We start from the raw sequence: 20,492 nt of genomic DNA on the forward strand, positions 1-20,492 counted from the left end.
TCCAGCGCCAGCAGTACGCAGATGCCCGCGTCGATGCCTATCGGGAAGACCAGGGAGAAGTTCCCGAAGCCCTTCTGTTCTGCGAGCGCGCGCACAGCGGCGTACGAGCCCGCGAAGCCGATCGCGGCGATGATTGCCGCGCCCGCGACGACGACCCCGATGAGTACCCGGTGCGTGCGTGTCAGCTGCATCGCGGCCACCCGCGATCCCCTCCCTGTGTCCCCTTCTTCGACTTCTGGCGGGCACAGCCTGGCACATGTGTGTGGACTGCGTTGCGCGGGGAGGGGCGAAGCCCGGTCCTCGGGGCAGGACCGGGCTTCGTAAAACTGCTTCTGGGCAGGGGGGTTGGGGATCGGGACGGCTGCCGGGCGAGCGGCGACGGGTCCGGTTCCCCGTGACGCCTAGTTCGACGACTTGGCCGACTTCGACGGGCTCGCGGACGGGCTCGGCTTGTCGTCGTCGGCGGCGTTGGCGTCGGCGACCGCGGCGACGGCTTCCTTGGTGGCCCTCTCGGCGTCCTTGAGGATGTCGGCGCCGGACGGCGTCTTCGCACCCGCGTAACCCGCGCCGTTGTAGGTCAGGGTGACGACGACGTTCCCCGTACGGGCCACGATCGTTGCGTACTTGAAGTCCTCGCCGGTCTTGGTGAGGTCGTACGTGACCTTGGTGGCCTCCTCGCCGATACCGCTGACGGGGGCCTCCGTGATCTTCTTCGCGCCCTCGGCCGTCCTGGTCTTGGCGAGCTGCTTCGTGAGGTCGTCCTCGGCGCGCTTCGCGCCGCTGCCGAGGGCCTGGTCCGAGTCGAAGCGGGTGAAGCCGACGTCGAGCCAGCGGTACTGCGAGCCCTTGACGCCGTTGTCGTCGAGGCCGTTCCAGGAGCAGCCTGCGCGCGCCGAGGTGTCGCTGGACGTGGCCGGCGAACCGGCCTTGCTCTTGGCCTTGGGGACCAGCGAGGTGATCGTCTTGGCGGAGATCGCCTTGCACGGGTCGGGCAGCTCGGCGAACTTCGCCTGCGCGACCGCCGCCGCCGACTTCTTCGCGTCCGGAGCGGAGGAGGACGAGCCGTCCGACTCCTTCTTGCTGCCGGAGTCCGACGAACAGCCGGCGACGACGAGCATCACCGGGACGGCGGCGCAGGCGAGTATGCGGGTGAGTCGCGAGGCTGATCGGTGCATGGTTCCTTCACTCGGGTGGCGCGGGTGGCGCGGGTGGCGCGGGTGGGCGGTCGGGCGGGTGTTCCGGAGGGCCACGGTACGACGGACGGCGGCCGGATGCCGCCTCGGCAGGGTGGGCCGCCGAGAGGGGCCGGCGCCGGTCCGGGGCGATCGGCGCGGGGCTATTCGCCGAACTTGTCGACCAGCTTCCGGGCCAGCGCCTGGGCTTTCTCCTGCAGTTCCTTGCTGTCGGGGATCTCCGTCGAGAGGGCGGGCTGCTCGGTGTACTGGACGGTCACGATGACGTTCGATGTGCGGAATACCACGCTCACCGTCCGGTGCTGTGCGGTGGAACCTGCCTGAATGAGTAGATCGTCCAGAAATGCGGCATCTCCGAGGTCGTCGAGGACGCGCGGTTGAAGGTCTTCGGCGGCTCCGGTGGCCCCGTCGCCGCTCTTTCCGTCGGACTCCCCGTCGGTCTCCTCGTCCGTCTTCCCGTCGCTCGGTGCCGAGCCCGAAGGGGAGCTCGAGTCCGAGGGGGAGTCCGATGCGGTGGACGGTAGATGGGCGGCGGCCTCCTTCTTCCCGTACACCTCGCCGGCGCGGTCGTCGTCGCTCACGGAGGTGTCGTACGAGACGACCCGCTCGAAGTCGAGGGAGAGGCTCCGGGACGAGTCCGGGGCCTCGGCCTTCCACGTGCAGCCGACGCGGCGGTCCGTGTCGTAGGTCACGGAGGCCGTTCCCGCGTACGCCTTCTCCTGCTGGTCCTCCGGCAGTTCGGCGACACCCGGAAGCAGGTCCTTCAGGGTGGAGTGCGTGACGGAGCGGCAAGGGTCGGGAAGTGTGCGGTACTTGCCCGCCGGTGCGGCGGGGGAGGCCGTCGGGCCGCCGGGCCTGCTGTCGGCGGCGGAGCCGTCGGTTCCGGTGCCGGCGCTACAGCCGACGACAAGCGCTGCAAGGAGCGCGGCGCCGGGTACGTACGCCATTCGTCGCACGATCCTGGGCTCCCTTCGTGCGAAAAACGGTTGCCGCTCGATGGCGGCCGGTGGACACAATGTGTATCGCACGCGCCGCTGTGAATGCCGGTCGACCGACTCATTTGCCGACCTTGGCACCAGTTTTGCGCTTTCAGACTTTTCGGGGGAATCGAGGGATTATGTCGTATGTAGAGGTGCCGGGGGCCAAGGTCCCGATCCGCATGTGGGCCGACCCGGCTTCGGTCGAGGGCGGCGCGATGCAGCAGCTGCAGAATGTGGCCACCCTGCCCTGGATCAAGGGGCTCGCCGTCATGCCCGACGTGCATTACGGCAAGGGTGCGACCGTCGGCTCGGTGATCGCGATGCACGGTGCGGTCTGCCCGGCTGCGGTGGGGGTGGACATCGGGTGCGGAATGTCCGCGGTGAAGACCTCCCTGACCGCCAACGACCTTCCGGGAGATCTGTCGCGGCTGCGGTCGAAGATCGAGCAGGCCATTCCGGTGGGCCGTGGGATGCACGACGACGTCGTGGACCCCGGACGGCTGCACGGCTTCGCGACGGCGGGCTGGGACGACTTCTGGGGACGGTTCGAGGGGGTGGCCGATGCGGTCAAGTTCCGTCGGGAGCGTGCCACGAAGCAGATGGGGTCTCTCGGGTCGGGCAACCACTTCATCGAGTTCTGCCTCGACGAGTCGGGTTCGGTCTGGCTGATGCTGCACTCCGGATCCCGGAACATCGGCAAGGAGCTCGCCGAGCACCACATCGGGGTGGCGCAGAAGCTGACGCACAACCAGGCACTGGTCGACCGCGACCTGGCCGTCTTCATCGCGGACACACCGCAGATGGCGGCCTACCGCAACGACCTGTTCTGGGCCCAGGAGTACGCGAAGCGCAACCGCGCGATCATGATGGGGCTCTTCCAGGACGTGGTCCGCAAGGAGTTCAAGAAGGCCCGGGTGACCTTCGACCCGGTCATCTCCTGCCACCACAACTATGTGGCGGAGGAGCGGTACGACGGCATGGACCTGCTGGTCACTCGTAAGGGTGCGATCCGGGCGGGGTCGGGGGACCTCGGCATCATCCCCGGATCGATGGGCACCGGCTCGTACATCGTGAAGGGCCTCGGGAACGCGAAGTCGTTCAACTCGGCCTCGCACGGCGCCGGCCGGAAGATGAGCCGCAACGCGGCCAAGCGGCGCTTCTCGACACGGGACCTGGAGGAGCAGACGCGGGGTGTGGAGTGCCGTAAGGACTCCGGCGTCGTGGACGAGATTCCGGGGGCGTACAAGCCGATCGAGCAGGTCATCGAGCAGCAGCGGGACCTCGTGGAGGTCGTCGCGAAGCTGAAGCAGGTGGTGTGCGTGAAGGGCTGAGTGCCTCTCGCGCCGATGAACGGAAGAGCCCCGGACCCTGTGGTGGTGGTCCGGGGCTCTTCTGCGTGCGTGTGCGCGCCGCTGACGGCTGTCAGCGGTCAGAGGGTGCGGTGGACCTTGGAGTTGGAGGCCTGGGCGCGGGGGCGGACCACCAGCAGGTCGATGTTGACGTGGCTGGGACGGGTGACGGCCCAGGTGATCGTGTCGGCCACGTCGTCGGCGGTGAGGGGGGCGTCGACACCCGCGTAGACCTTGGCGGCCTTCTCCGTGTCGCCACGGAAGCGGGTGGTGGCGAACTCCTCCGTCTTGACCATGCCGGGGGCGACCTCGATGACGCGGACCGGGGTGCCGACGATCTCCAGGCGGAGGGTCTCGGCCAGGACGTGCTCGCCGTGCTTGGCGGCCACGTAGCCACCGCCGCCCTCGTACGAGGCGAGGGCCGCCGTCGAGGAGAGGACCACGATCGTGCCGTCCCCGCTTGCGGTGAGGGCGGGGAGCAGGGCCTGGGTGACGTTGAGGGTGCCGATGACGTTCGTCTCGTACATCTGGCGCCAGTCGGCCGGGTCGCCGGTGGCGACGGGGTCGGCGCCGAGGGCGCCGCCCGCGTTGTTGACGAGGACGGCGAGGGTGCGGAAGGCGGTGGCGAACGTGTCGACCGCCTCACGGTCCGTGACGTCCAGGGCGTACGCCGTGGCCTCGTGGCCCGCTTCGTCGATCTCGGCTGCGAGTGCCTCGATCCGGTCCTTGCGGCGGGCGGTCAGGACGACGCGGTAGCCGGCGGCGGCCAGCCGGCGGGCAGTCGCGGCGCCGATGCCGCTGCTCGCTCCGGTGATCACGGCGATGGGGGTGGCGGCCATGCGGACTCGACTCCTCGGACGGCTGATCGGTACAGGTTCAGGATAGGCAGGCGGGGCGAGCGGCCGTGTGCCGGCCGACGGTGGGGGTGGCGCGGTCGGCGGTGCGGTCGGTGCGGTCGGTGCTGGTCATCGGGGTGATCGGTGGTGCGGTCAGTGGTTGCGGGGGGCGTACATGATCACGGCCATGCCGGCCAGACAGATCAGTGCGCCGATCACGTCCCAGCGGCCGGGGCGGTAGCCGTCGGCGATCACGCCCCAGGCGATCGAACCCGCGACGAAGACACCGCCGTACGCGGCCAGGACGCGGCCGAACTCGGCGTCCGGTTGAAGCGTGGCCACGAAGCCGTACGCGCCGAGGGCGATGACTCCGGCGCCGATCCAGATCCAGCCCCGGTGCTCGCGCACGCCCTGCCAGACGAGCCAGGCTCCGCCGATCTCGAAGAGCGCGGCGACGACGAACAGTGCGACTGAGCGGGCGACGACCATGGGAGCAGCGTTTCATGTGGGCGGGATGACGCGGTGGGGAGGCCGGACGAGGGACGTGATTCGGACGGTGGGGCAGGCGGGTGGAGTTGGTGTGTCGAACCGGTGTGTAAATAAGGACGATTCGGCGTGATCAGTATCTTCGGGGCATGGTATTGACGCGTAGGGCTCGACTGATGGTCTTCGTCGCGATGGCGACTGCGGCGACGGTGTCGTCTGTGATGTGGGGGGCCGGAAAGGCGACCGGGGCGGTCCCGGCGCTCGTGCCGGTGGCCGCAGTTGCGGCCATGCCGTCTCCGGCGTACCGGTCGGTTGCACCGGAGGCGGACATCTCCCACCACGGCCATGTCTCGCTGTGGGGCGAGGAGCTCGGAGTCTGGCTGCTCAGCGAGAATCATGGCCCGTCGGACGTGATGCGCTCGACCGTGCGGCTGCGCTTCTCGGTGGCCCTCACCGGTCGGCAGGAGATGCCGAGCGCCTGTCTGCAGGCCAACGCCCGCACCGTGCTGTGCCGGACAGGACCGTTGCGTGCGGGTGGGGCGGCGGGGCGGCAGTTCGCGCTCGAACTGCAGCTCGCGGGGCGGCCGAACGAGGTGGTCGTACGGATCGACACCGCGTGGAACGGCGGCGTGACCGATCGGAACCCGCAGAACGACCGGCATGAGGTGCTGGCGCCTGCCACCGGGGACGAATACGTCTTCTGACCGCCACTGGCGCGTGTCCGGCGTGGCCGGATACGCGGCTGCGGCTGCGGTGTTGGTGTGTGGCTGCTGACCGGCCTGTTCGTGATGTGTCTGGATGCGTCGGTCCGGGCGTTCTGCGGTCCCGACGTACCGCACCTCAGCTACGCGAGCATCGCGGTGGTCTTCCTCGCCGGCAACGCGCTGGGTTCGGCGGCGCCGACCCGGTCATCGAGTGAGGGCGGCCCGCAGCGCCGCGGGGTCGGGCCGGTCGCTCGCCCAGGCGACATGACCGTCGGGGCGGACGAGCAGCACGGTCGAGCGGCCGTCCGTCCAGTGCGTGTGCACCAGCGGGGCCGGCGATACCGGCGTGGGCGTGTCTGCAGGAGTCACGAGGACGAATTCGCCGTCGCGCAGCTCCTCCTGGAGGCGGCCCTCCACCAGTCCCAGGTCGGGAGCGCGCTTTCCGGTGAGGGGATGCGAGCCGCGCGGCGCCGCGTACGCGATGCCGATGCCGGAGATCATGCCCATCGCCTTGTCGCCGGCCGGACGCGCCATCGCCAGGAGGCGGGTGGCGGCCGCCCTGAACGTCCCCGCTCGCCTCGGCGGGGGCGCGGCCGGACACCGTCTATACGAGTGGGCCGGCCTGATCGGAGGCGTCGCCGAACTCGTGGACCGCGCTGGCGACGATCTTCTCCAGGTGTGCGTGGTGGGCGCCGCGCCAGTACACCCGGCCGCACTCCACGCACTGCGCGAAGACGTCGTACGACCGCTGTGTGCCGTGCTCCAGCTGCCCGCTGACGGAGTCCTTGTCGGCCTCGGCGAGCTGCCCGTTGCATGCGGTGCAACGGCTCCACGGGGCCAGCACCGGTGCGAACCGTTCGAGTACGTCCCGTAGCTGGTCGTCCGGCCGGTCGCTGTAGATGTACGCACCCGCCCAGATCTCCCGGCGCCGCAGCAGCCCCCGGTCGCGCGAGAGCAGCACCCGTCGCTCCCTCGCAGACAGCGAGGCCAGCGCCGGATCGCCGATGTCCGTGCTCTCGTACGCGGCGTCGACGCCCAGCAGCCGCAGCCGCCGGGCGAGCGTCCCGAGGTGGACGTCGAGGAGGAAGCGCAGCGGCGCGCCTTCGATGCGCTGGGGGCGTGCCACCGCACGCACCTCCACGAGTTCACCCGCGCCCGGGATGTGCGAGACCGGAACGGGGCGGCCGTCGACGAGCAGTCGGCCCGCCTCGGTGAGAGGCACTCCGAGCGACTCCACGACATGGCCGAGCGTCGAGACGCCGTCGGTGATCACGACCGTGCGCCCGTTGCGGCGCTCGTGCGCGACGAAGAGCCGCAGTTCGGGGTCGACCTCGAGGTGGATCTCCGGTCCGTTCACGTCGCCAGGATGCCATTGAGGGGTCCGTGGCAGCCAGGGGACTCGTGGGGGAGAGGTGGTGGCTCGGGCGCGCAACGCGGCAGTGTGTCCGGACAGGTCTGCAGAGTATTCAGTTGTATTACTCAGAAGCTGTGCATTGCGGATGGATTGCCCGGTCGGGGCCCGCCCGGCCATGCGTCTTCGGGCCTCCGGACGACCCGCCTACAGTTCCCCCATGAAAATTCTCGATCTCGAACCCGGCGATGCCCGACTGGCAGACGACCTGCTCCCCGTCCTGCGTGAACTGCGTCCGCATCTGACCGAGGACCTCTTCCGCGAGGTGTACGGGAATGGACACGCGCAGGGGCTCCGTTTCACCGCCTGCTACGACGACGGCGTCTGCGTGGGCGCGGCCGGATGGCGCATCGTCGACAACACCAGCCAGATCCGCAAGCTGTACGTCGACGATCTGGTCACCGCCGAGCATGCCCGCTCCACCGGCGTCGGCCGCCGACTCCTGGGGTATCTGGAGCAGCGCGCCCAGGAGTCGGGATGCCTGGAGTTCAGTCTGGACTCGGGGACCCACCGCACGGATGCCCACCGCTTCTATCTGCGGGAGCGGCTGGCCATCGTCGCCTTCAGCTTCACCAAGCGGCTGGTCCGGGACCGGGACTGACCACCACGAGCTCCGTGCTGAGCTACGGGGCGGACTCCGGGGCGAGTTCCAGCCGCCAGTTGTTCGTCAGCAGCACATGGCCGGGCGGGTACTCGAAGTCGCACATGCCGAGCAGGGTGAAGCCCGCCTTGCGGCACACCGCGTTCGACGCGGCGTTGTCCACGGACGGGTATGCGTGCAGGTGGCGGTGCTTCTGCTCGGCCCGGGCCTGCTCGGCGACGGCCACGGCCGCGGTCGCCGCGATGCCCCGCCCCTGGTATCCCGGGAGGACGGCCCACCCCGTCTCGTACACCTCCTGCCCTCGCCAGGCCCGCTCCCAGAAACCGATGGTCCCCACGGCCTCGTCCCCATTGCCGTCGGTCAGGGCGATCCGGTACATCCTGCCGAGGCCCGTCCGGTCCTCGCTCAGCGCGACATAGCGGTCGTGGCGCGCCATGAGCTGCTCCTCGGACTCGGGGCCGCCCAGGTGGTCCATCAGCTCCGGTGCATTGGTGCGGCGGAGCAGCTCCAGGTCGCCGTCCGACCAGGGCACGATCCGTACGACGGGCGCCGGCGATGACGAGGTGCGTTCCATACCGAAGACAGTAGGCCGCACTACTGACAACCACCGGCACCGACCGTCAACGGGTGGCGAGTGCCGTCGGTGGGGCGCCGATCGTCGACGTGAAGTCCCTGGTCAGGTGAGCCTGATCGCTGTAGCCGAGGTCCGCGGCCAGCTCCGCCCAGTCCACTTCGGGGTCCGACTCGGCGCGTTCCAGCGCCTCGTGGATGCGGTAGCGGAGGATCACCCACTTGGGGCCGACGCCCACGTACGTGGCGAAGAGCCGCTGCAGCGAGCGTGCCGACAGCCCTTCGGCGCGGGCGAGTTCGTCGACCCGGCGCATGGTGCGGTCGGTGCGCACGCGCTCGACCAGGGCCATCGCACGCTCGGCCTGCGGGTCCGGTTCCGGGGCGAGTGCCAGCAGGTACGCGTCCAGCGCGGCGACCCGCGCGTCCTCCCTGGCCGGGTCCAGCACGGCCGCCACAGGAGCGGGTACGGCGAGGACCTCGTGCGCCAGGAGCCGTCGGCCCGTCCACTCCGACACGGGGCGGTCCGGTGCGAACGGCCGGAAGCCGCCCGGCCGGAACTTCACCGCGCACACCCGTCCCCGGCCCTCCAGCTTCTGGGTGAAGAGTTCAAGCCCGATGCCCGCGACCTCCGCGAAGGCGGCCTCGCCGCTGCTCTCGTGGTGCTGGAAGACCAGGTTCACCGACGGGTGCGGCACGACGTGCGAGGTGTACGGCTCCGGCAGGTCCCAGTCGATCAGCCAGTAGAACGCCACCTGCGTCCGCAGCCCGGGCGCGGGCTCACGCCGGCGGAAGTGCACGTGCGAGAAGAGTTCGCGGGCGTCGACGATGCCCCGGGTGTCGCGTCGAGGAGCAGACATGGCAGCGATTCTATTGCGAACGTACGTTCGTATCGGTGGTGTCGCGTTTATTCAAGACACGGGCCGTCGTCGGGCGGACGGTCGCAGCATGAAGAAAATCAGTGAACTGCTGGCTGCGGCCGCCGACAGCGCTGCTCCCGTCGTGCATGGGATCGACGACGGCCGACTGGGCGACCCCACACCGTGCACGGATTACGACGTGCGGGCCCTGATCGACCATCTCTTCCAAGTGGTCGTCAACTTCCAGGCCCTGGCGGCCAGGGAGGAGCCGGACTTCGGCGCGAGGCCGACCGTGGTGACCGGGGACTGGCGGGGCCGCTTCGGCGAGGAGACGGCCAAGCTGGTGGCGGCGTGGGACGCGCCGGGTGCGGACGAGGGGACCGCGGGTTCCATGGGGTTCCCCGCCAGAACCGTCGCGCGGATGGTGCTGGGCGACCTGACCGTGCATGCGTGGGACCTGGCACGGGCCACCGGTCAGGAATACGTCCCGGACGAGACGGTGGTGAGCGAACTCGGCCCCGGGCTCGCCGAGATGGCTCCGAATGCGCGGAAGGCGAAGGTGTTCGGTGAGCCCTTCCCCGTGCCGGACGGTGCTAGCCCCTTCGAGCGGATGCTGGCTGTGACCGGCCGCGACCCGGACTGGCAACCGCCTCGGGCGTGAGCCCCGGGGCTCCCGGGGCGCCGGTGGCTCCCGGGGTGCCCATGACTCCAGTGGCTCCCGTGGCCGGAATCGTCCCTCCTGAGGTGCCGTAGAGCTCCTCGAGCCTCACGTGCGCCCCGTCGACGATCTCCTCGGCGGACGCGACCATCTCGCGCTCGGAGAGGCGCGCCGCCTGATGGGTGTACGGGGACGGCGGCGCCGGATGCCGGCGCCGCCACCACGTCTCGCACCCTGCGTAGATCCCCACGGCGAAGACCAGTACCGGGATGGACAGGGCCAGCAGAATGTCGCCCATGAGCGGGCCTCCTAGATGTCGATGCCTCGCACACCGACCGCACCGGCGGTATCGGCTGTATGGGGTACATCGGCAAGGACGGCAGGTCTGCTGAAGATCATTCTTCGGCCAATGAATGGCCGAAATATGGTCGTATGACGGCCTTACGCGTCCAAGGCCCACAGGTGCACGGCGTCCCCGCTCCCGGACACCGTGTACCAGGTGCCGTCGCCGAGAGCCGTGGGAGTACCGGAGACCGGGAAGGGGTACGCGACCTGACCGGCCGGGCGCATCCCCGCCGCGTCCAGCAGCCAGTGCCGCACCGGCCCGTACTCCTCGTCCTGATCCGTACTGGAGATGGCCGTCTCCTTGTCCACGAACCCGCACTCGTAGTCCCACATCACGTCGTCGGCGTCGAAGTCGTCCGGATCCGCGTCGGGGTGGCGGGAGACGGCATCCGCCGCCTCCAGCTCGGCCACCACCGCACCGTCCGAGACCCGGTGCAGAGCCAGCGAGTCCAGATCGTGAGCCACTGTCAGGAAGTGCTGGCCCGTGGGGCTCACGGAGGTCAGGATCCGCTCCTCCTCGCCGAAGTGCTCCACGGACAGCTCCGCCCCGTCCCACCGCCCCCACAGCAGCGGCGCCCCGTCCTGGCCCTCGCCGACGCTCAGCCCCATCTGCGCCGGATCGGGATGCGGTACGTGTTCCGAGCCCGCGGCCACGGTCTCCGCGTCCGCCCGTCCCAGCACCTGACCGTCGGCGGCATCGATGACCAGCCACTCGTCGAGCGCCTCCGGATCCGGCCCGGCCGTCGCCACGGGGCCGCGGACGTGGGCCCACACGAGCGACCCGTCCGCCGAGAACACCGCCGAGCCGCTGTCCGCGTACAGATGCGACCTGCTGTCCGCGTACTCCTCGAACGCCTCGTGCAGGATGCGGCAACTGCCCTCCCAGCAACCGTGCCGAACCTCCCAGCGCACCGCCCCCGCCGGATCCACCGCGCGTACCGAATGCACACCCGCGAAGACCGCGAGATCCCCGCCCGGCGCCACCGTGAACGTACCGAAGCGACGCGGCCAGGGGGCCGGGAAGCGGGTCTGTGGGGCGGACGGGTCGTCCAGGTCGACGGCGACCGCCTCGAAGTCGCCGCGCTGAATCAGCAGACGGCGATCCGGCCACCGCAGGACGGACGGCGCGTATGCGGCGTCACGATCCCGGTCCAGGGGTGCGGTGAGCGTGGCGACAAGGCGAGCGGATGCGGCACTGGTGGTCATGGGTCCCCTCCCGAACGTGCAGCGTGCAGCGTGCACGAGAACAGGGGAGAACCGTAGAGCCCCGGGGTGACAGCCGCGCTACGGGGTGGCGTCGGGACCGGCTCAGGACCAGGTCAGGACGGGACCACGAGGGCAGGGCACGTCGGGGGCCGGACCGGGACGAGGCCAGGGCAGCACGTCCGGGGCCGGATCGGGATCGGCTCACGGCCGGATCGGGATCGGCTCAGGGCCACACCAAGCAGTACGCCTGATGCCCCGCGTCATGCAGACGATGGCTGAAATCCTGCCATTCGTGGAGCAGCTGGTAGACGTTGAACGCGTCGCGCGGGCCGCCGCGGTCCGGGACCGTGGACCAGATGAAGGCCGCGGCGCCGACCGACTCCTCGCCGACGTCGCGCAGCGGGTCGACGACCGTCATCGGGAGCTTGACCACCGCGTAGTCGGGGTGCAGGACGACCAGTTCCAGCGGGGGGACCTTGTGCAGGGGTATGCCCTGGATGCCGGTGAGCACCATGGCCGCGACCGTCTCCGGCTTGATCTTGCTGAACATGCCGCCCATGCCCAGCTCGTCACCGCCGAGTTCCTCGGGGCGCATCGAAATGGGCACGCGTGCGGCAGTGGCCCCGTCGGGGGCCCCGAAATATTTGTAGGTCACCCCCACCCGACCACCACTCCTGCTTCCGGCCTGTGCACTGCCGGCCTGATGTATGCCCTGTTTGCGCTCAGCCTCACGCCGGTGCCGACCTCGCCGGGCAGGCTCGGGCCCCAGGTCGTCGGTCCCTTCGCCCACTCCGCCACCGCGATGCATATCTCATCCACCCGACTACTACTTAGGAGACACAGCCCCCGCCGCGCAACCCGATCATCGTGTCAGTGACCTCCCCCGCGGGCGTGGTGTGAAACACCCGTCCGCAAGACCGTCGGTGGCTCTGACACCATGGCTTGTGTGAGCTTTCCCTATGACGCCCCAGTTTCGCAGACGCTTTTCGACCGCGCGTCCCTCGTGACGCCCGGCGGCGTGAACTCTCCCGTACGTGCCTTCCGGGCCGTGGGCGGTACGCCCCGCTTCATGGTGTCCGGTACCGGTCCGTACCTCACCGACGCCGACGGTCGTGAGTATGTCGACCTCGTGTGCTCGTGGGGGCCGATGATCCTCGGCCATTCCCACCCCGAGGTCATCGCCGCAGTCCAGGAGGCTGTCGCCCGCGGCACCTCGTTCGGTACGCCCGGTGAGGGCGAGGTCGCGCTCGCCGAGGAGATCGTGGCCCGGATCGAGCCCGTGGAGCAGGTACGGCTGGTGTCGTCCGGCACCGAGGCGACCATGTCCGCGATCCGGCTGGCGCGCGGGTTCACCGGCCGCGCGAAGGTCGTGAAGTTCGCCGGCTGCTACCACGGGCACGTGGATGCGCTGCTGGCGGCCGCCGGGTCCGGGGTCGCGACCTTCGGCCTTCCGGACACCCCCGGGGTCACGGGCGCGCAGGCCGGCGACACGATCGTGCTGCCGTACAACGACCTGGAGGCCGTGCGGACCGCCTTCGCCGCGCACCCCGGTGAGATCGCCTGTGTGATCACCGAGGCGTCGCCGGGCAACATGGGCGTCGTGCCGCCGCTGGACGGCTTCAACGCCGGGCTCAAGGAGATCTGCGCCGCCAACGGCGCGCTGTACATCTCCGATGAGGTCATGACCGGATTCCGTACCTCGAAGGCCGGCTGGTTCGGCGTCGACGGGGTGCGGCCCGACCTGATGACCTTCGGCAAGGTCATGGGCGGCGGCTTCCCGGCCGCGGCCTTCGGCGGGCGCGCCGATGTGATGGCGCACCTCGCCCCGGTCGGCCCCGTCTACCAGGCGGGCACCCTCTCCGGTAACCCGGTCGCCACCGCGGCCGGGCTCGCCCAGCTGCGGCTGCTCGACGACGCGGCGTACGCGAAGGTCGACGCGGTCTCCGCGGAGATCCAGGCCCTGGTGGGCGAGGCATTCACCAAGGAGGGCGTGGCGCACACGGTGTCCGCGGCCAGCAACATGTTCTCCGTGTTCTTCACCGACCAGCCGGTGCGGAACTACGACGACGCCAAGAAGCAGGAGGCCTTCCGCTTCACTGCCTTCTTCCACTCGATGCTGGCGCAGGGCGTCTACCTGCCGCCGTCCGCGTTCGAGTCCTGGTTCGTCTCCACCGCCCACGACACGCAGGCCGTCGAGCGGATCGCCGCCGCGCTGCCCGCCGCCGCCCGCGCCGCATCGGAGGCCACCGCATGAGCCCGGCCGACAAGGACATCACCGTTGTCCATCTGATGCGTCACGGGGAGGTGCACAACCCCGAGGGTGTGCTCTACGGACGCCGCCCCGGCTACCACCTCTCCGAGCTCGGCCGGCAGATGGCCGACCGGGTGGCCGATCACCTGGAGAAGCGCGACATCACCCATGTCGTCGCCTCCCCGCTGGAGCGCGCCCAGGAGACGGCGACACCGATCGCCAAGACGCACGGCATCGACCTGGCCACGGACGAGCGGCTGATCGAGGCGGCCAACGTCTTCGAGGGCAAGACCTTCGGGGTCGGCGACGGCGCGCTGCGCAAGCCGGACAACTGGAAGCACCTCACCAACCCGTTCCGCCCGTCCTGGGGCGAGCCGTACGTCGAGCAGGTCGTACGGATGATGGGTGCCCTCGACGCCGCGCGCGACGCGGCCCGCGGGCACGAGGCGGTCTGCGTCAGCCATCAGCTGCCGATCTGGATCGTCCGGAGCTTCGTCGAGCGGCGGCGGCTCTGGCACGACCCGCGCAAGCGGCAGTGCACGCTCGCCTCGCTGACCACCTTCACGTACCAGGGCGACAAGATCGTCTCCGTCGGCTACACCGAGCCGGCCCGCGATCTGGTGCCTGCGCATCTGCTGGCCGGTGCCAAGCCGGTGAAGGGGAAGTCCAAGGCGTTCGGAGCCTAGAGGCTTCTCTCTGCCGACTCCGCGGGCCCCGCCGATCCGTCGGCCGGGGCCCGCGCTGCGTCCGACCGGCGTCGGTCCGGTCGCGATCAGGAGTCATGTGCCGATCGGTGGAACCACCGTGCTGTTTCACCCATCTAAGCCTTCGCCAGTTTGTATGGAGTTGGGCCAGAACGACCGTAGATGGGGACGCCGTGCGCGATATCAGCCGAAGGAGTCTGCTCACAGCCGGACTGGGAGCCGCGGCTGCCATCGGGATGGCGGGCTGCGGTTCCCTGAACTCTGCCGCGAGGGGCGGGTCGGGCTCCGGCCCGGGGGAGCGGGCGGGCGGCGAGGCCGAGGGAAGCGGTGCCGGGGACAACGACGTGCGGGAGATCGGGGACGGTTCCACCGCTGACACCGGAGAGCAGCCGAACCAGCCTTCCGCGCCGGTCCCGCTGGAACCCGGGCAGACCCCGCCGCAGTTCGTGATCTTTTCCTGGGACGGGGCGGGCGAGGTCGGCACCGGGCTCTTCGCGCGTTTTCTCGAACTCGCCAAGGACCACGACGCGGCGATGACCTTCTTCCTCTCCGGGCTCTATCTGCTGCCCGAGTCGAAGAAATCCCTGTACCGACCGCCGAACAACGCCATCGGCGCCTCCGACATCGGGTATCTCACCGATGATCACATCAAGGCGACGCTGGACCAGGTACGCCGGGCCTGGCTCGACGGTCATGAGATAGGCACGCACTTCAACGGGCATTTCTGTGCCGGCTCCGGATCGGTGGCCCACTGGACGCCCGGCCAGTGGGAGAACGAAGTCGATCAGGCGGTCTCCTTCGTCACCGAATGGCGCACCAATACCGGTTGGACCGATCTCGACCCGCTGCCTTTCGACTACCGCAAGGAACTCATAGGCGCCCGCACACCCTGTCTGCTCGGCCAGGACAATCTGCTGCCCACCGCGCGCAAACTGGGCTGGCGCTACGACGCGAGTTCGCCCGGCGGCACCCAGATCTGGCCGGAGAAGCGCCAGGGGCTCTGGGATCTTCCGCTCCAGGCCATACCGTTCCCCGGGCACTCGTTCGAAGTGCTGTCGATGGACTACAACATCCTGGCCAACCAGTCGAAGAACTCCACCCAGGGAATACCGTCGCGCTTTCCGGCCTGGCGCGAGCAGGCCATCCAGTCGTATCTCGCCGGTTTCGAGCGGGCGTACAAGACGAATCGTGCGCCCTTCTTCATCGGCAACCACTTCGAGGTGTGGAACGGCGGTATCTATATGGATGCGGTCGAGGAGACCCTCAAAAGGATCGCGGGGAAGCCGGATGTGCGGCTCGTCTCGTTCCGGCAGTTCGTCGACTGGCTCGATGTCCAGGACCCGGCCGTGCTTGCGAAGCTCCGTACCCTCGGGGTCGGCGAGTCGCCCGGCGGTGGCTGGAACACCTTCTTTAAACAGGCCTGACAACGGTCTTTACGGGCACCGAGGGGGGTGCGCAAGATCCCCGAAACCGCCATGCGAAACTTTTCACATGAGCTTTGGCCGCGCACCCCGACGCCGCTTCACCCTGCTCGCCGCCCCCGCAGCGGCCGCAGCACTGGCGTTGACCCTGACCGCCTGCGGTGGTGACGGCAACAAGGCCGGCGGTGGCGGCAACTCCCACTTCGTCACCGGCAGTGGCGGGATCTCCACCGTGGCCAAGGCGGACCGTCAGGACGCGCCGAAGCTCGACGGAGCGACGCTGGACGGCAAGCCCCTCGACGTCGCCGACTACAAGGGCAAGGTCGTCGTGCTGAACGTATGGGGCTCGTGGTGCGGCCCCTGCCGGCTGGAGGCCAAGCACTTCGCGAAGGTGTCGAAGGAGACCGCGAGCCAGGGTGTCCAGTTCATCGGGATCAACACCCGGGACGCCGAGAAGGGCCCGGCGGTGAACTTCGAGAAGGACAACAGCATCACGTACCCGAGCTTCTTCGACCCGATCGGCAAGCTCATCCTCCGCTTCCCCAAGGGGACGCTGAACCCGCAGGCCATTCCGTCGACCGTGGTCATCGACCGGGACGGGAAGATCGCGGCCCGCACCCTCGTCGCCCTCGACGACGTCAAGCTCCACAAGATGATCGACCCGCTGATCGCGGAGAAGTGATCACGTGCTCACGCTCGCCGCGACCACGGGCATGAACACGACCGTGTTCAACGGGGCCCTTCTGGTGGCCCTGCCCATCGCCGTACTCGGCGGACTGGTCTCGTTCTTCTCGCCGTGCGTGCTGCCGCTGGTACCCGGCTACCTCTCGTACGTCACCGGGGTCAGCGGGACCGATCTGGCCCAGGCCAGACGGGGGCGCATGGTCGTCGGCGCCTCGCTCTTCGTACTCGGCTTCTCCGCCGTGTTCGTCTCCGGCGGCGCGCTCTTCGGCTATTTCGGGCAACGGCTGCAGGACCACAGCGAGGTCATCTCCAAGATTCTCGGCGTCCTGATGATCCTGATGGGCGTCTTCTTCATGGGGCTGATGCCCTGGATGACCCAGCGCGAGTTCCGCATCCACAAGCGGCCGGTGTCCGGCCTCGCCGGAGCGCCGCTGCTCGGGGTGCTGTTCGGGGTCGGCTGGACGCCGTGCCTCGGCCCGACGCTCACTTCTGTGCAGACGCTCGCCCTCGAACAGGGGACCGCCGGGCGCGGGGCCGTACTGACCCTGGCGTACTGTCTCGGACTCGGCCTGCCGTTCGTGTTGGCCGCAGTCGCCTTCCGCAAGGCGCTCGGTGCCTTCGGATGGGTCAAGCGCCACTACGTATGGGTCATGCGGATCGGCGGCGCAATGATGATCGTGACCGGACTGCTCCTGCTGACCGGTGTGTGGAGCAGCATGATGCAGGAACTGCAGGGCTGGTCCAACGGCTTCACGGTGGGGATCTGAGTTCCATGAGCAACACCAAGACCGACGCGGCCGAAGAGCGCGCGAACGAGCGCGAGCGCGAGAGCCGACAGGAGCGGGAGAACGCGGCCGAGCTCGGCGCGGCCGGCTCGCAGCTCTCCACGGCACCGCGCGAAGAAGCCCTGGCCGCACTGCCCGCCATGGGCGTCATCGGCTGGGCACGCTGGTTCTGGCGCCAGCTCACCTCGATGCGGGTCGCGCTGATCCTGCTCTTCCTGCTCTCGCTCGGCGCCATCCCCGGCTCGCTGATCCCGCAGAACAGCGTGGACGAGCTGAAGGTGCAGACCTTCAAGGAAGCCCACACCACCGTCACGCCGATCTACGAGAAGCTCCAGTTCTTCGACGTCTACAGCTCGGTGTGGTTCTCCGCGATCTACATCCTGCTGTTCGTCTCCCTCATCGGCTGCATCGTGCCGCGCACCGGCCAGTTCATCGGCCAGCTGCGCAGCCGGCCGCCGGGCGCCCCCAAGAGGCTGACCCGGCTGCCCGCGTACACGACCTGGCGCACCGACGCCGAGCCCGAGCAGGTGCGCGAGGCCGCGCTCGCGATCATGCGCAAGCGGCGCTTCCGGGCGCACGCGGACGGCGATGCGGTCGCCGCCGAGAAGGGCTATCTGCGCGAGGCCGGGAACCTGATGTTCCACGTCGCGCTGATCGTCATGCTGGTGGCCTTCGCCACCGGGCAGCTCTTCAAGTCCGAGGGCGGCAAGCTGATCGTCGACGGCGACGGCTTCTCCAACACGCTGACCCAGTACGACGACTTCAAGTCCGGATCGCTGTACGACACGGACTCACTCGCCCCGTTCAGCTTCACCCTCGACAAGTTCGTCGGCACGTACGAGCGCAACGGCCCGCAGGTCGGCACCCCACGCAAGTACGAGGCTCACGTCACGTACTCCGAGGGCGCGTACGGCAAGCCGAAGAAGGCCGTCATCAAGGTCAATGAGCCGCTGGTGGTCGACGGCTCCAAGGTCTATCTGATCGGGCACGGCTACGCCCCCGTCGTCTCCGTCAAGGACGGCAAGGGCAACGAGGTCTACAAGGCCGCCGTTCCGCTGCTGCCGATCGACAGCAATGTCACCTCGACCGGTGCGATCAAGGTGATGGACGGCTACCGCGACAAGGACGGCAAGAAGGACCAGCTGGGTTTCCAGGCGTTCTTCGTGCCGACGTTCGCGGGCAACGGCAAGGGGACGATGTTCTCCCAGTTCCCGGCCGCGGACTTCCCGGTACTGGCCCTCAACGGGTACCACGGCAGCCTCGGTGTCGACTCCGGACTGCCTCAGAACGTGTACCAGCTGAACACCTCGAAGATGGAGGCGTTCAAGGACGGCAAGGGCGACAAGCTGAAGCAGAGGCTGCTGCCCGGCGAGACGATGAAGCTGCCGGACGGAGCCGGATCGATCACCTTCGAGGGCATCGAGCAATGGGCCAGCTTCCAGATCTCGCAACAGCCCGCCAGCGGCTGGGCGCTCACCGGAGCCATCGGGGCCATCGCCGGTCTGGCCGGGTCGCTGTTCATCCAGCGGCGCCGGGTCTGGGTCCGGGCCGTACGCGGGGCGGACGGCGTCACCGTCGTCGAGATGGCGGGCCTGGGCCGCAGCGAGTCCGCGAAGCTTCCCGAGGAGCTGGCCGATCTCGCGGTCACACTCCATGACATGGCGCCCTCCGCGCCCGACGACGCATCTGCCGAAGCACTTTCCGAAGAACCTGCCGAAGGGGCTGAGAAGTGAATCTCGCCGCCGCAACCAACGAGAATCTGGCACACACCAGCAATGTGCTGGTCTATTCGTCGATGGCCGTCTACACCATTGCCTTCTTCGCGCACATCGCGGAGTGGGTGTTCGGCAGCCGCAGCAAGGTCGGCCGCACCGCCGCCGCGCTGACCGGGGCCGGAGCCGCCCGCGCCTCCTCGGCGAAGATCCAGGTCCAGGTCGCACAGAAGGGCGGCGCCACCGCCGTACTGGACCGACCGAAGATCATTACGCGTTCCGCCGCCGGTTCGCGTGACGTCCCGGACGGGCCCGGCGCCGCCGGCGGCACGTTCAAGGGTGATCTGTGGGGGCGGATCGCGGTCTCCATGACCGTGCTCGCCTTCCTCGTCCAGGCCGGCGGGGTCGTCGCCCGCGCGCTGTCCGTGCAGCGTGCCCCCTGGGGCAACATGTACGAGTTCTCGATCACCTTCTCCACGGTGGCCGTAGCCGCGTACCTGATCCTGCTCGCGCTGAAGAAGAACGTCCGCTGGATGGGCCTGCTGCTGGTCACGACCGTCCTGCTGGACCTCGGCATCGCGACCACCGTGCTCTACACCTCCAGCGACCAGCTGGTGCCCGCACTGCACTCGTACTGGCTGTGGATCCACGTCTCCACCGCCATCATCTGCGGCGCCGTCTTCTACATCGGTGCGGTCGGCACACTGCTGTACCTGTTCCGCGACAGCTACGAGAGCAAGCTAGCGAACGGCGTCGAGCCCGGCTCGTTCGCCCAGTCCGTACTGTCCCGGCTGCCCGCCGCGGCGACCCTCGACAAGTTCTCGTACCGCGTCAACGCCGCCGTCTTCCCGCTGTGGACGTTCACGATCATCGCGGGCGCGATCTGGGCGGGCGACGCCTGGGGCCGCTACTGGGGCTGGGACCCCAAGGAGGTCTGGTCCTTCATCACCTGGGTCGCCTACGCCTGCTACCTGCACGCCCGCGCCACCGCAGGCTGGAAGGGCCGTAAGGCTGCCTATCTGGCGCTGATCGCCTTCGGCTGCTGGCTCTTCAACTACTACGGCGTGAACATCTTCGTCACCGGCAAGCACTCCTACGCCGGCGTCTGAGCCACCTCCCGTACGCCGGCGTCTGAGACACCTCCCGCGTCCGTACGGGTGCGGAACCCGCCTCACCGGGCCACGCTGGAACCATGAGCGACACGCACCCGGTGATCGAACGTGGTGCGGCGGAGACCGACGGCGACCGCCGCATCCTGCGGTTCACGCTCCGGCTGCCCCACTCCGTGTCACGGGTGTGGGCAGCCGTTGCCAGTTCCGAGGGGCTGCGGGACTGGCTCGCCGCCGCCGAACCGTTCGAACCGCGCATCGGCGGTGCGATCACGCTGCGCTGGCGGGCCACCGACCAGGACGGGAACGCCACGGTCGCCTCCGGCACCGTCACCGCCTGGGACGTCGAGCGGGTGGCCGAATACACCCTCGAAGGGGTGCACGGCCGGATCCGATTCCACCTGGAGCCGCCGCGCGGCGACCATGTGGTGCTGCGCTTCACCAATGAGTTCCGCGGCGACGACGCTCTGCGGCTGGACTGCCTGGCAGGCTGGCACAACCACTTCGAGTACCTGGTGGAGGCGCTGGACGGGCGTCCCGCCGACTGGTCCGCGTGGACGCTCACGCGGTGGCAGGAGCTGCGGGACGGGTACGCGGCGGACGGCGGCCGGGGCCCGGGCTGACGGTCCA

At 69.2% G+C, this 20,492-nt stretch carries 23 protein-coding genes; 12 read left to right on the forward strand and 11 right to left on the reverse strand.

All coding sequences use genetic code 11. The annotated features are described in order from the left end of the window. From ACIA8E_RS18415 to ACIA8E_RS18425, 3 genes are all read right to left on the reverse strand, one after another. Window positions 1-200 (reverse strand): DUF2637 domain-containing protein (locus tag ACIA8E_RS18415; RefSeq protein WP_399299182.1); only part of this gene is annotated, 200 nt, incomplete at its 3' end. A 201-nt stretch (window positions 201-401) separates the two neighbouring features. Continuing rightward, window positions 402-1,175: a DUF3558 family protein gene (locus ACIA8E_RS18420; protein WP_399299184.1), complete on the reverse strand. Its 774-nt coding sequence runs from the start codon at window positions 1,173-1,175 to the stop codon at window positions 402-404. 161 nt (window positions 1,176-1,336) lie between these two features. Continuing rightward, on the reverse strand, window positions 1,337-2,140 hold the full coding sequence (locus ACIA8E_RS18425; protein WP_399299186.1) for a DUF3558 domain-containing protein: 804 nt from the start codon (window positions 2,138-2,140) through the stop codon (window positions 1,337-1,339). 170 nt (window positions 2,141-2,310) lie between these two features. Here ACIA8E_RS18425 and ACIA8E_RS18430 point away from each other — a divergent pair, with 170 nt between their 5' ends. Next, complete coding sequence (locus ACIA8E_RS18430) at window positions 2,311-3,504, forward strand: RtcB family protein (protein ID WP_399299188.1); 1,194 nt, start codon at window positions 2,311-2,313, stop codon at window positions 3,502-3,504. A gap of 98 nt (window positions 3,505-3,602) precedes the next feature. On the opposite strand, the gene ACIA8E_RS18435 is transcribed toward ACIA8E_RS18430, so the two are convergent. Both ACIA8E_RS18435 and ACIA8E_RS18440 read right to left on the reverse strand, forming a co-directional pair. Beyond that, window positions 3,603-4,361 (reverse strand): SDR family NAD(P)-dependent oxidoreductase, encoded by a 759-nt coding sequence (locus tag ACIA8E_RS18435; protein WP_399299190.1) that lies wholly within the window; start codon window positions 4,359-4,361, stop codon window positions 3,603-3,605. Between the two features lie 150 nt (window positions 4,362-4,511). After that, the gene (locus ACIA8E_RS18440; protein WP_030928094.1) at window positions 4,512-4,847 is read right to left on the reverse strand and encodes a YnfA family protein; all 336 of its coding nucleotides are present in this window, start codon (window positions 4,845-4,847) and stop codon (window positions 4,512-4,514) included. 146 nt (window positions 4,848-4,993) lie between these two features. Between ACIA8E_RS18440 and ACIA8E_RS18445 the strand changes: the two genes are divergently transcribed. After that, entirely contained in the window at window positions 4,994-5,548 is a 555-nt protein-coding gene (locus ACIA8E_RS18445; RefSeq protein WP_399299192.1) for a hypothetical protein, read from the forward strand. Window positions 5,549-5,752: 204 nt separating this feature from the next. On the opposite strand, the gene ACIA8E_RS18450 is transcribed toward ACIA8E_RS18445, so the two are convergent. Both ACIA8E_RS18450 and ACIA8E_RS18455 read right to left on the reverse strand, forming a co-directional pair. Next, the gene (locus tag ACIA8E_RS18450; protein WP_399299194.1) at window positions 5,753-6,082 is read right to left on the reverse strand and encodes a hypothetical protein; all 330 of its coding nucleotides are present in this window, start codon (window positions 6,080-6,082) and stop codon (window positions 5,753-5,755) included. A gap of 70 nt (window positions 6,083-6,152) precedes the next feature. Beyond that, complete coding sequence (locus ACIA8E_RS18455; protein ID WP_399299196.1) at window positions 6,153-6,905, reverse strand: Mut7-C RNAse domain-containing protein; 753 nt, start codon at window positions 6,903-6,905, stop codon at window positions 6,153-6,155. A 214-nt stretch (window positions 6,906-7,119) separates the two neighbouring features. Here ACIA8E_RS18455 and ACIA8E_RS18460 point away from each other — a divergent pair, with 214 nt between their 5' ends. Continuing rightward, window positions 7,120-7,560: a GNAT family N-acetyltransferase gene (locus ACIA8E_RS18460; protein ID WP_399299198.1), complete on the forward strand. Its 441-nt coding sequence runs from the start codon at window positions 7,120-7,122 to the stop codon at window positions 7,558-7,560. Between the two features lie 22 nt (window positions 7,561-7,582). On the opposite strand, the gene ACIA8E_RS18465 is transcribed toward ACIA8E_RS18460, so the two are convergent. After that, window positions 7,583-8,134 carry a GNAT family N-acetyltransferase gene (locus ACIA8E_RS18465; RefSeq protein WP_399299200.1) on the reverse strand — a complete coding sequence of 184 codons (552 nt, stop codon included), beginning with the start codon at window positions 8,132-8,134 and terminating at the stop codon, window positions 7,583-7,585. Window positions 8,135-8,180: 46 nt separating this feature from the next. Continuing rightward, window positions 8,181-8,987: a DUF6597 domain-containing transcriptional factor gene (locus tag ACIA8E_RS18470; RefSeq protein ID WP_399299202.1), complete on the reverse strand. Its 807-nt coding sequence runs from the start codon at window positions 8,985-8,987 to the stop codon at window positions 8,181-8,183. An 88-nt stretch (window positions 8,988-9,075) separates the two neighbouring features. Between ACIA8E_RS18470 and ACIA8E_RS18475 the strand changes: the two genes are divergently transcribed. Beyond that, window positions 9,076-9,648 (forward strand): TIGR03086 family metal-binding protein, encoded by a 573-nt coding sequence (locus tag ACIA8E_RS18475; RefSeq protein WP_399299204.1) that lies wholly within the window; start codon window positions 9,076-9,078, stop codon window positions 9,646-9,648. A 438-nt stretch (window positions 9,649-10,086) separates the two neighbouring features. Here ACIA8E_RS18475 and ACIA8E_RS18480 read toward each other — a convergent pair whose 3' ends face one another. Continuing rightward, the gene (locus ACIA8E_RS18480) at window positions 10,087-11,196 is read right to left on the reverse strand and encodes a hypothetical protein (RefSeq protein WP_399299206.1); all 1,110 of its coding nucleotides are present in this window, start codon (window positions 11,194-11,196) and stop codon (window positions 10,087-10,089) included. 223 nt (window positions 11,197-11,419) lie between these two features. Continuing rightward, window positions 11,420-12,004 carry a hypothetical protein gene (locus tag ACIA8E_RS18485; protein WP_078852811.1) on the reverse strand — a complete coding sequence of 195 codons (585 nt, stop codon included), beginning with the start codon at window positions 12,002-12,004 and terminating at the stop codon, window positions 11,420-11,422. Window positions 12,005-12,133: 129 nt separating this feature from the next. On the opposite strand from ACIA8E_RS18485, the gene hemL reads away from it, so the two are divergent. The 8 genes from hemL to ACIA8E_RS18525 all read left to right on the forward strand — a co-directional run bounded on the left by hemL (window position 12,134) and on the right by ACIA8E_RS18525 (window position 20,485). Further along, window positions 12,134-13,450 carry a glutamate-1-semialdehyde 2,1-aminomutase gene (gene hemL / locus ACIA8E_RS18490; protein ID WP_399299208.1) on the forward strand — a complete coding sequence of 439 codons (1,317 nt, stop codon included), beginning with the start codon at window positions 12,134-12,136 and terminating at the stop codon, window positions 13,448-13,450. Then, a complete protein-coding gene (locus ACIA8E_RS18495) occupies window positions 13,447-14,133 on the forward strand; it encodes a histidine phosphatase family protein (protein ID WP_399299210.1) in 687 nt (228 codons plus the stop codon). Before hemL ends, ACIA8E_RS18495 begins: the two co-directional genes overlap by 4 nt. Before the next feature lie 191 nt (window positions 14,134-14,324). Then, window positions 14,325-15,575, forward strand: coding sequence for a hypothetical protein (locus ACIA8E_RS18500; RefSeq protein WP_399299212.1), 1,251 nt, complete (start codon window positions 14,325-14,327; stop codon window positions 15,573-15,575). Between the two features lie 67 nt (window positions 15,576-15,642). Next, window positions 15,643-16,254: a TlpA disulfide reductase family protein gene (locus ACIA8E_RS18505; RefSeq protein ID WP_093776288.1), complete on the forward strand. Its 612-nt coding sequence runs from the start codon at window positions 15,643-15,645 to the stop codon at window positions 16,252-16,254. Between the two features lie 31 nt (window positions 16,255-16,285). Beyond that, complete coding sequence (locus ACIA8E_RS18510) at window positions 16,286-17,023, forward strand: cytochrome c biogenesis CcdA family protein (RefSeq protein WP_078852814.1); 738 nt, start codon at window positions 16,286-16,288, stop codon at window positions 17,021-17,023. Window positions 17,024-17,028: 5 nt separating this feature from the next. Continuing rightward, window positions 17,029-18,774, forward strand: a complete 1,746-nt coding sequence (locus tag ACIA8E_RS18515) for a cytochrome c biogenesis protein ResB (protein ID WP_399299214.1) — start codon at window positions 17,029-17,031, stop codon at window positions 18,772-18,774. After that, window positions 18,771-19,862 carry a c-type cytochrome biogenesis protein CcsB gene (gene ccsB, locus ACIA8E_RS18520; protein WP_399299216.1) on the forward strand — a complete coding sequence of 364 codons (1,092 nt, stop codon included), beginning with the start codon at window positions 18,771-18,773 and terminating at the stop codon, window positions 19,860-19,862. Before ACIA8E_RS18515 ends, ccsB begins: the two co-directional genes overlap by 4 nt. A gap of 83 nt (window positions 19,863-19,945) precedes the next feature. Then, window positions 19,946-20,485 (forward strand): SRPBCC domain-containing protein, encoded by a 540-nt coding sequence (locus ACIA8E_RS18525; protein WP_399299218.1) that lies wholly within the window; start codon window positions 19,946-19,948, stop codon window positions 20,483-20,485. Window positions 20,486-20,492 lie beyond the last annotated feature (7 nt).

The sequence above is a fragment of the Streptomyces sp. NPDC051664 genome, assembly GCF_044453545.1.
Lineage (GTDB): Bacteria > Actinomycetota > Actinomycetes > Streptomycetales > Streptomycetaceae > Streptomyces.

Bases quoted from the DNA above. Each gene is read 5' to 3' on its own strand.
- ACIA8E_RS18505 (WP_093776288.1), top strand. From the start codon at position 15,643: ATGAGCTTTGGCCGCGCACCCCGACGCCGCTTCACCCTGCTCGCCGCC.
- ACIA8E_RS18510 (WP_078852814.1), top strand. From the start codon at position 16,286: ATGAACACGACCGTGTTCAACGGGGCCCTTCTGGTGGCCCTGCCCATC.
- ACIA8E_RS18460 (WP_399299198.1), top strand. From the start codon at position 7,120: ATGAAAATTCTCGATCTCGAACCCGGCGATGCCCGACTGGCAGACGAC.
- ACIA8E_RS18465 (WP_399299200.1), bottom strand. From the start codon at position 8,134: ATGGAACGCACCTCGTCATCGCCGGCGCCCGTCGTACGGATCGTGCCC.
- ACIA8E_RS18440 (WP_030928094.1), bottom strand. From the start codon at position 4,847: ATGGTCGTCGCCCGCTCAGTCGCACTGTTCGTCGTCGCCGCGCTCTTC.
- ACIA8E_RS18450 (WP_399299194.1), bottom strand. From the start codon at position 6,082: ATGGCGCGTCCGGCCGGCGACAAGGCGATGGGCATGATCTCCGGCATC.
- ACIA8E_RS18470 (WP_399299202.1), bottom strand. From the start codon at position 8,987: ATGTCTGCTCCTCGACGCGACACCCGGGGCATCGTCGACGCCCGCGAA.
- ACIA8E_RS18435 (WP_399299190.1), bottom strand. From the start codon at position 4,361: ATGGCCGCCACCCCCATCGCCGTGATCACCGGAGCGAGCAGCGGCATC.
- ACIA8E_RS18475 (WP_399299204.1), top strand. From the start codon at position 9,076: ATGAAGAAAATCAGTGAACTGCTGGCTGCGGCCGCCGACAGCGCTGCT.
- ACIA8E_RS18495 (WP_399299210.1), top strand. From the start codon at position 13,447: ATGAGCCCGGCCGACAAGGACATCACCGTTGTCCATCTGATGCGTCAC.
- hemL (WP_399299208.1), top strand. From the start codon at position 12,134: ATGGCTTGTGTGAGCTTTCCCTATGACGCCCCAGTTTCGCAGACGCTT.
- ACIA8E_RS18430 (WP_399299188.1), top strand. From the start codon at position 2,311: ATGTCGTATGTAGAGGTGCCGGGGGCCAAGGTCCCGATCCGCATGTGG.
- ACIA8E_RS18445 (WP_399299192.1), top strand. From the start codon at position 4,994: ATGGTATTGACGCGTAGGGCTCGACTGATGGTCTTCGTCGCGATGGCG.
- ACIA8E_RS18425 (WP_399299186.1), bottom strand. From the start codon at position 2,140: ATGGCGTACGTACCCGGCGCCGCGCTCCTTGCAGCGCTTGTCGTCGGC.
- ACIA8E_RS18480 (WP_399299206.1), bottom strand. From the start codon at position 11,196: ATGACCACCAGTGCCGCATCCGCTCGCCTTGTCGCCACGCTCACCGCA.
- ACIA8E_RS18485 (WP_078852811.1), bottom strand. From the start codon at position 12,004: ATGCATCGCGGTGGCGGAGTGGGCGAAGGGACCGACGACCTGGGGCCC.
- ACIA8E_RS18515 (WP_399299214.1), top strand. From the start codon at position 17,029: ATGAGCAACACCAAGACCGACGCGGCCGAAGAGCGCGCGAACGAGCGC.
- ACIA8E_RS18420 (WP_399299184.1), bottom strand. From the start codon at position 1,175: ATGCACCGATCAGCCTCGCGACTCACCCGCATACTCGCCTGCGCCGCC.
- ACIA8E_RS18525 (WP_399299218.1), top strand. From the start codon at position 19,946: ATGAGCGACACGCACCCGGTGATCGAACGTGGTGCGGCGGAGACCGAC.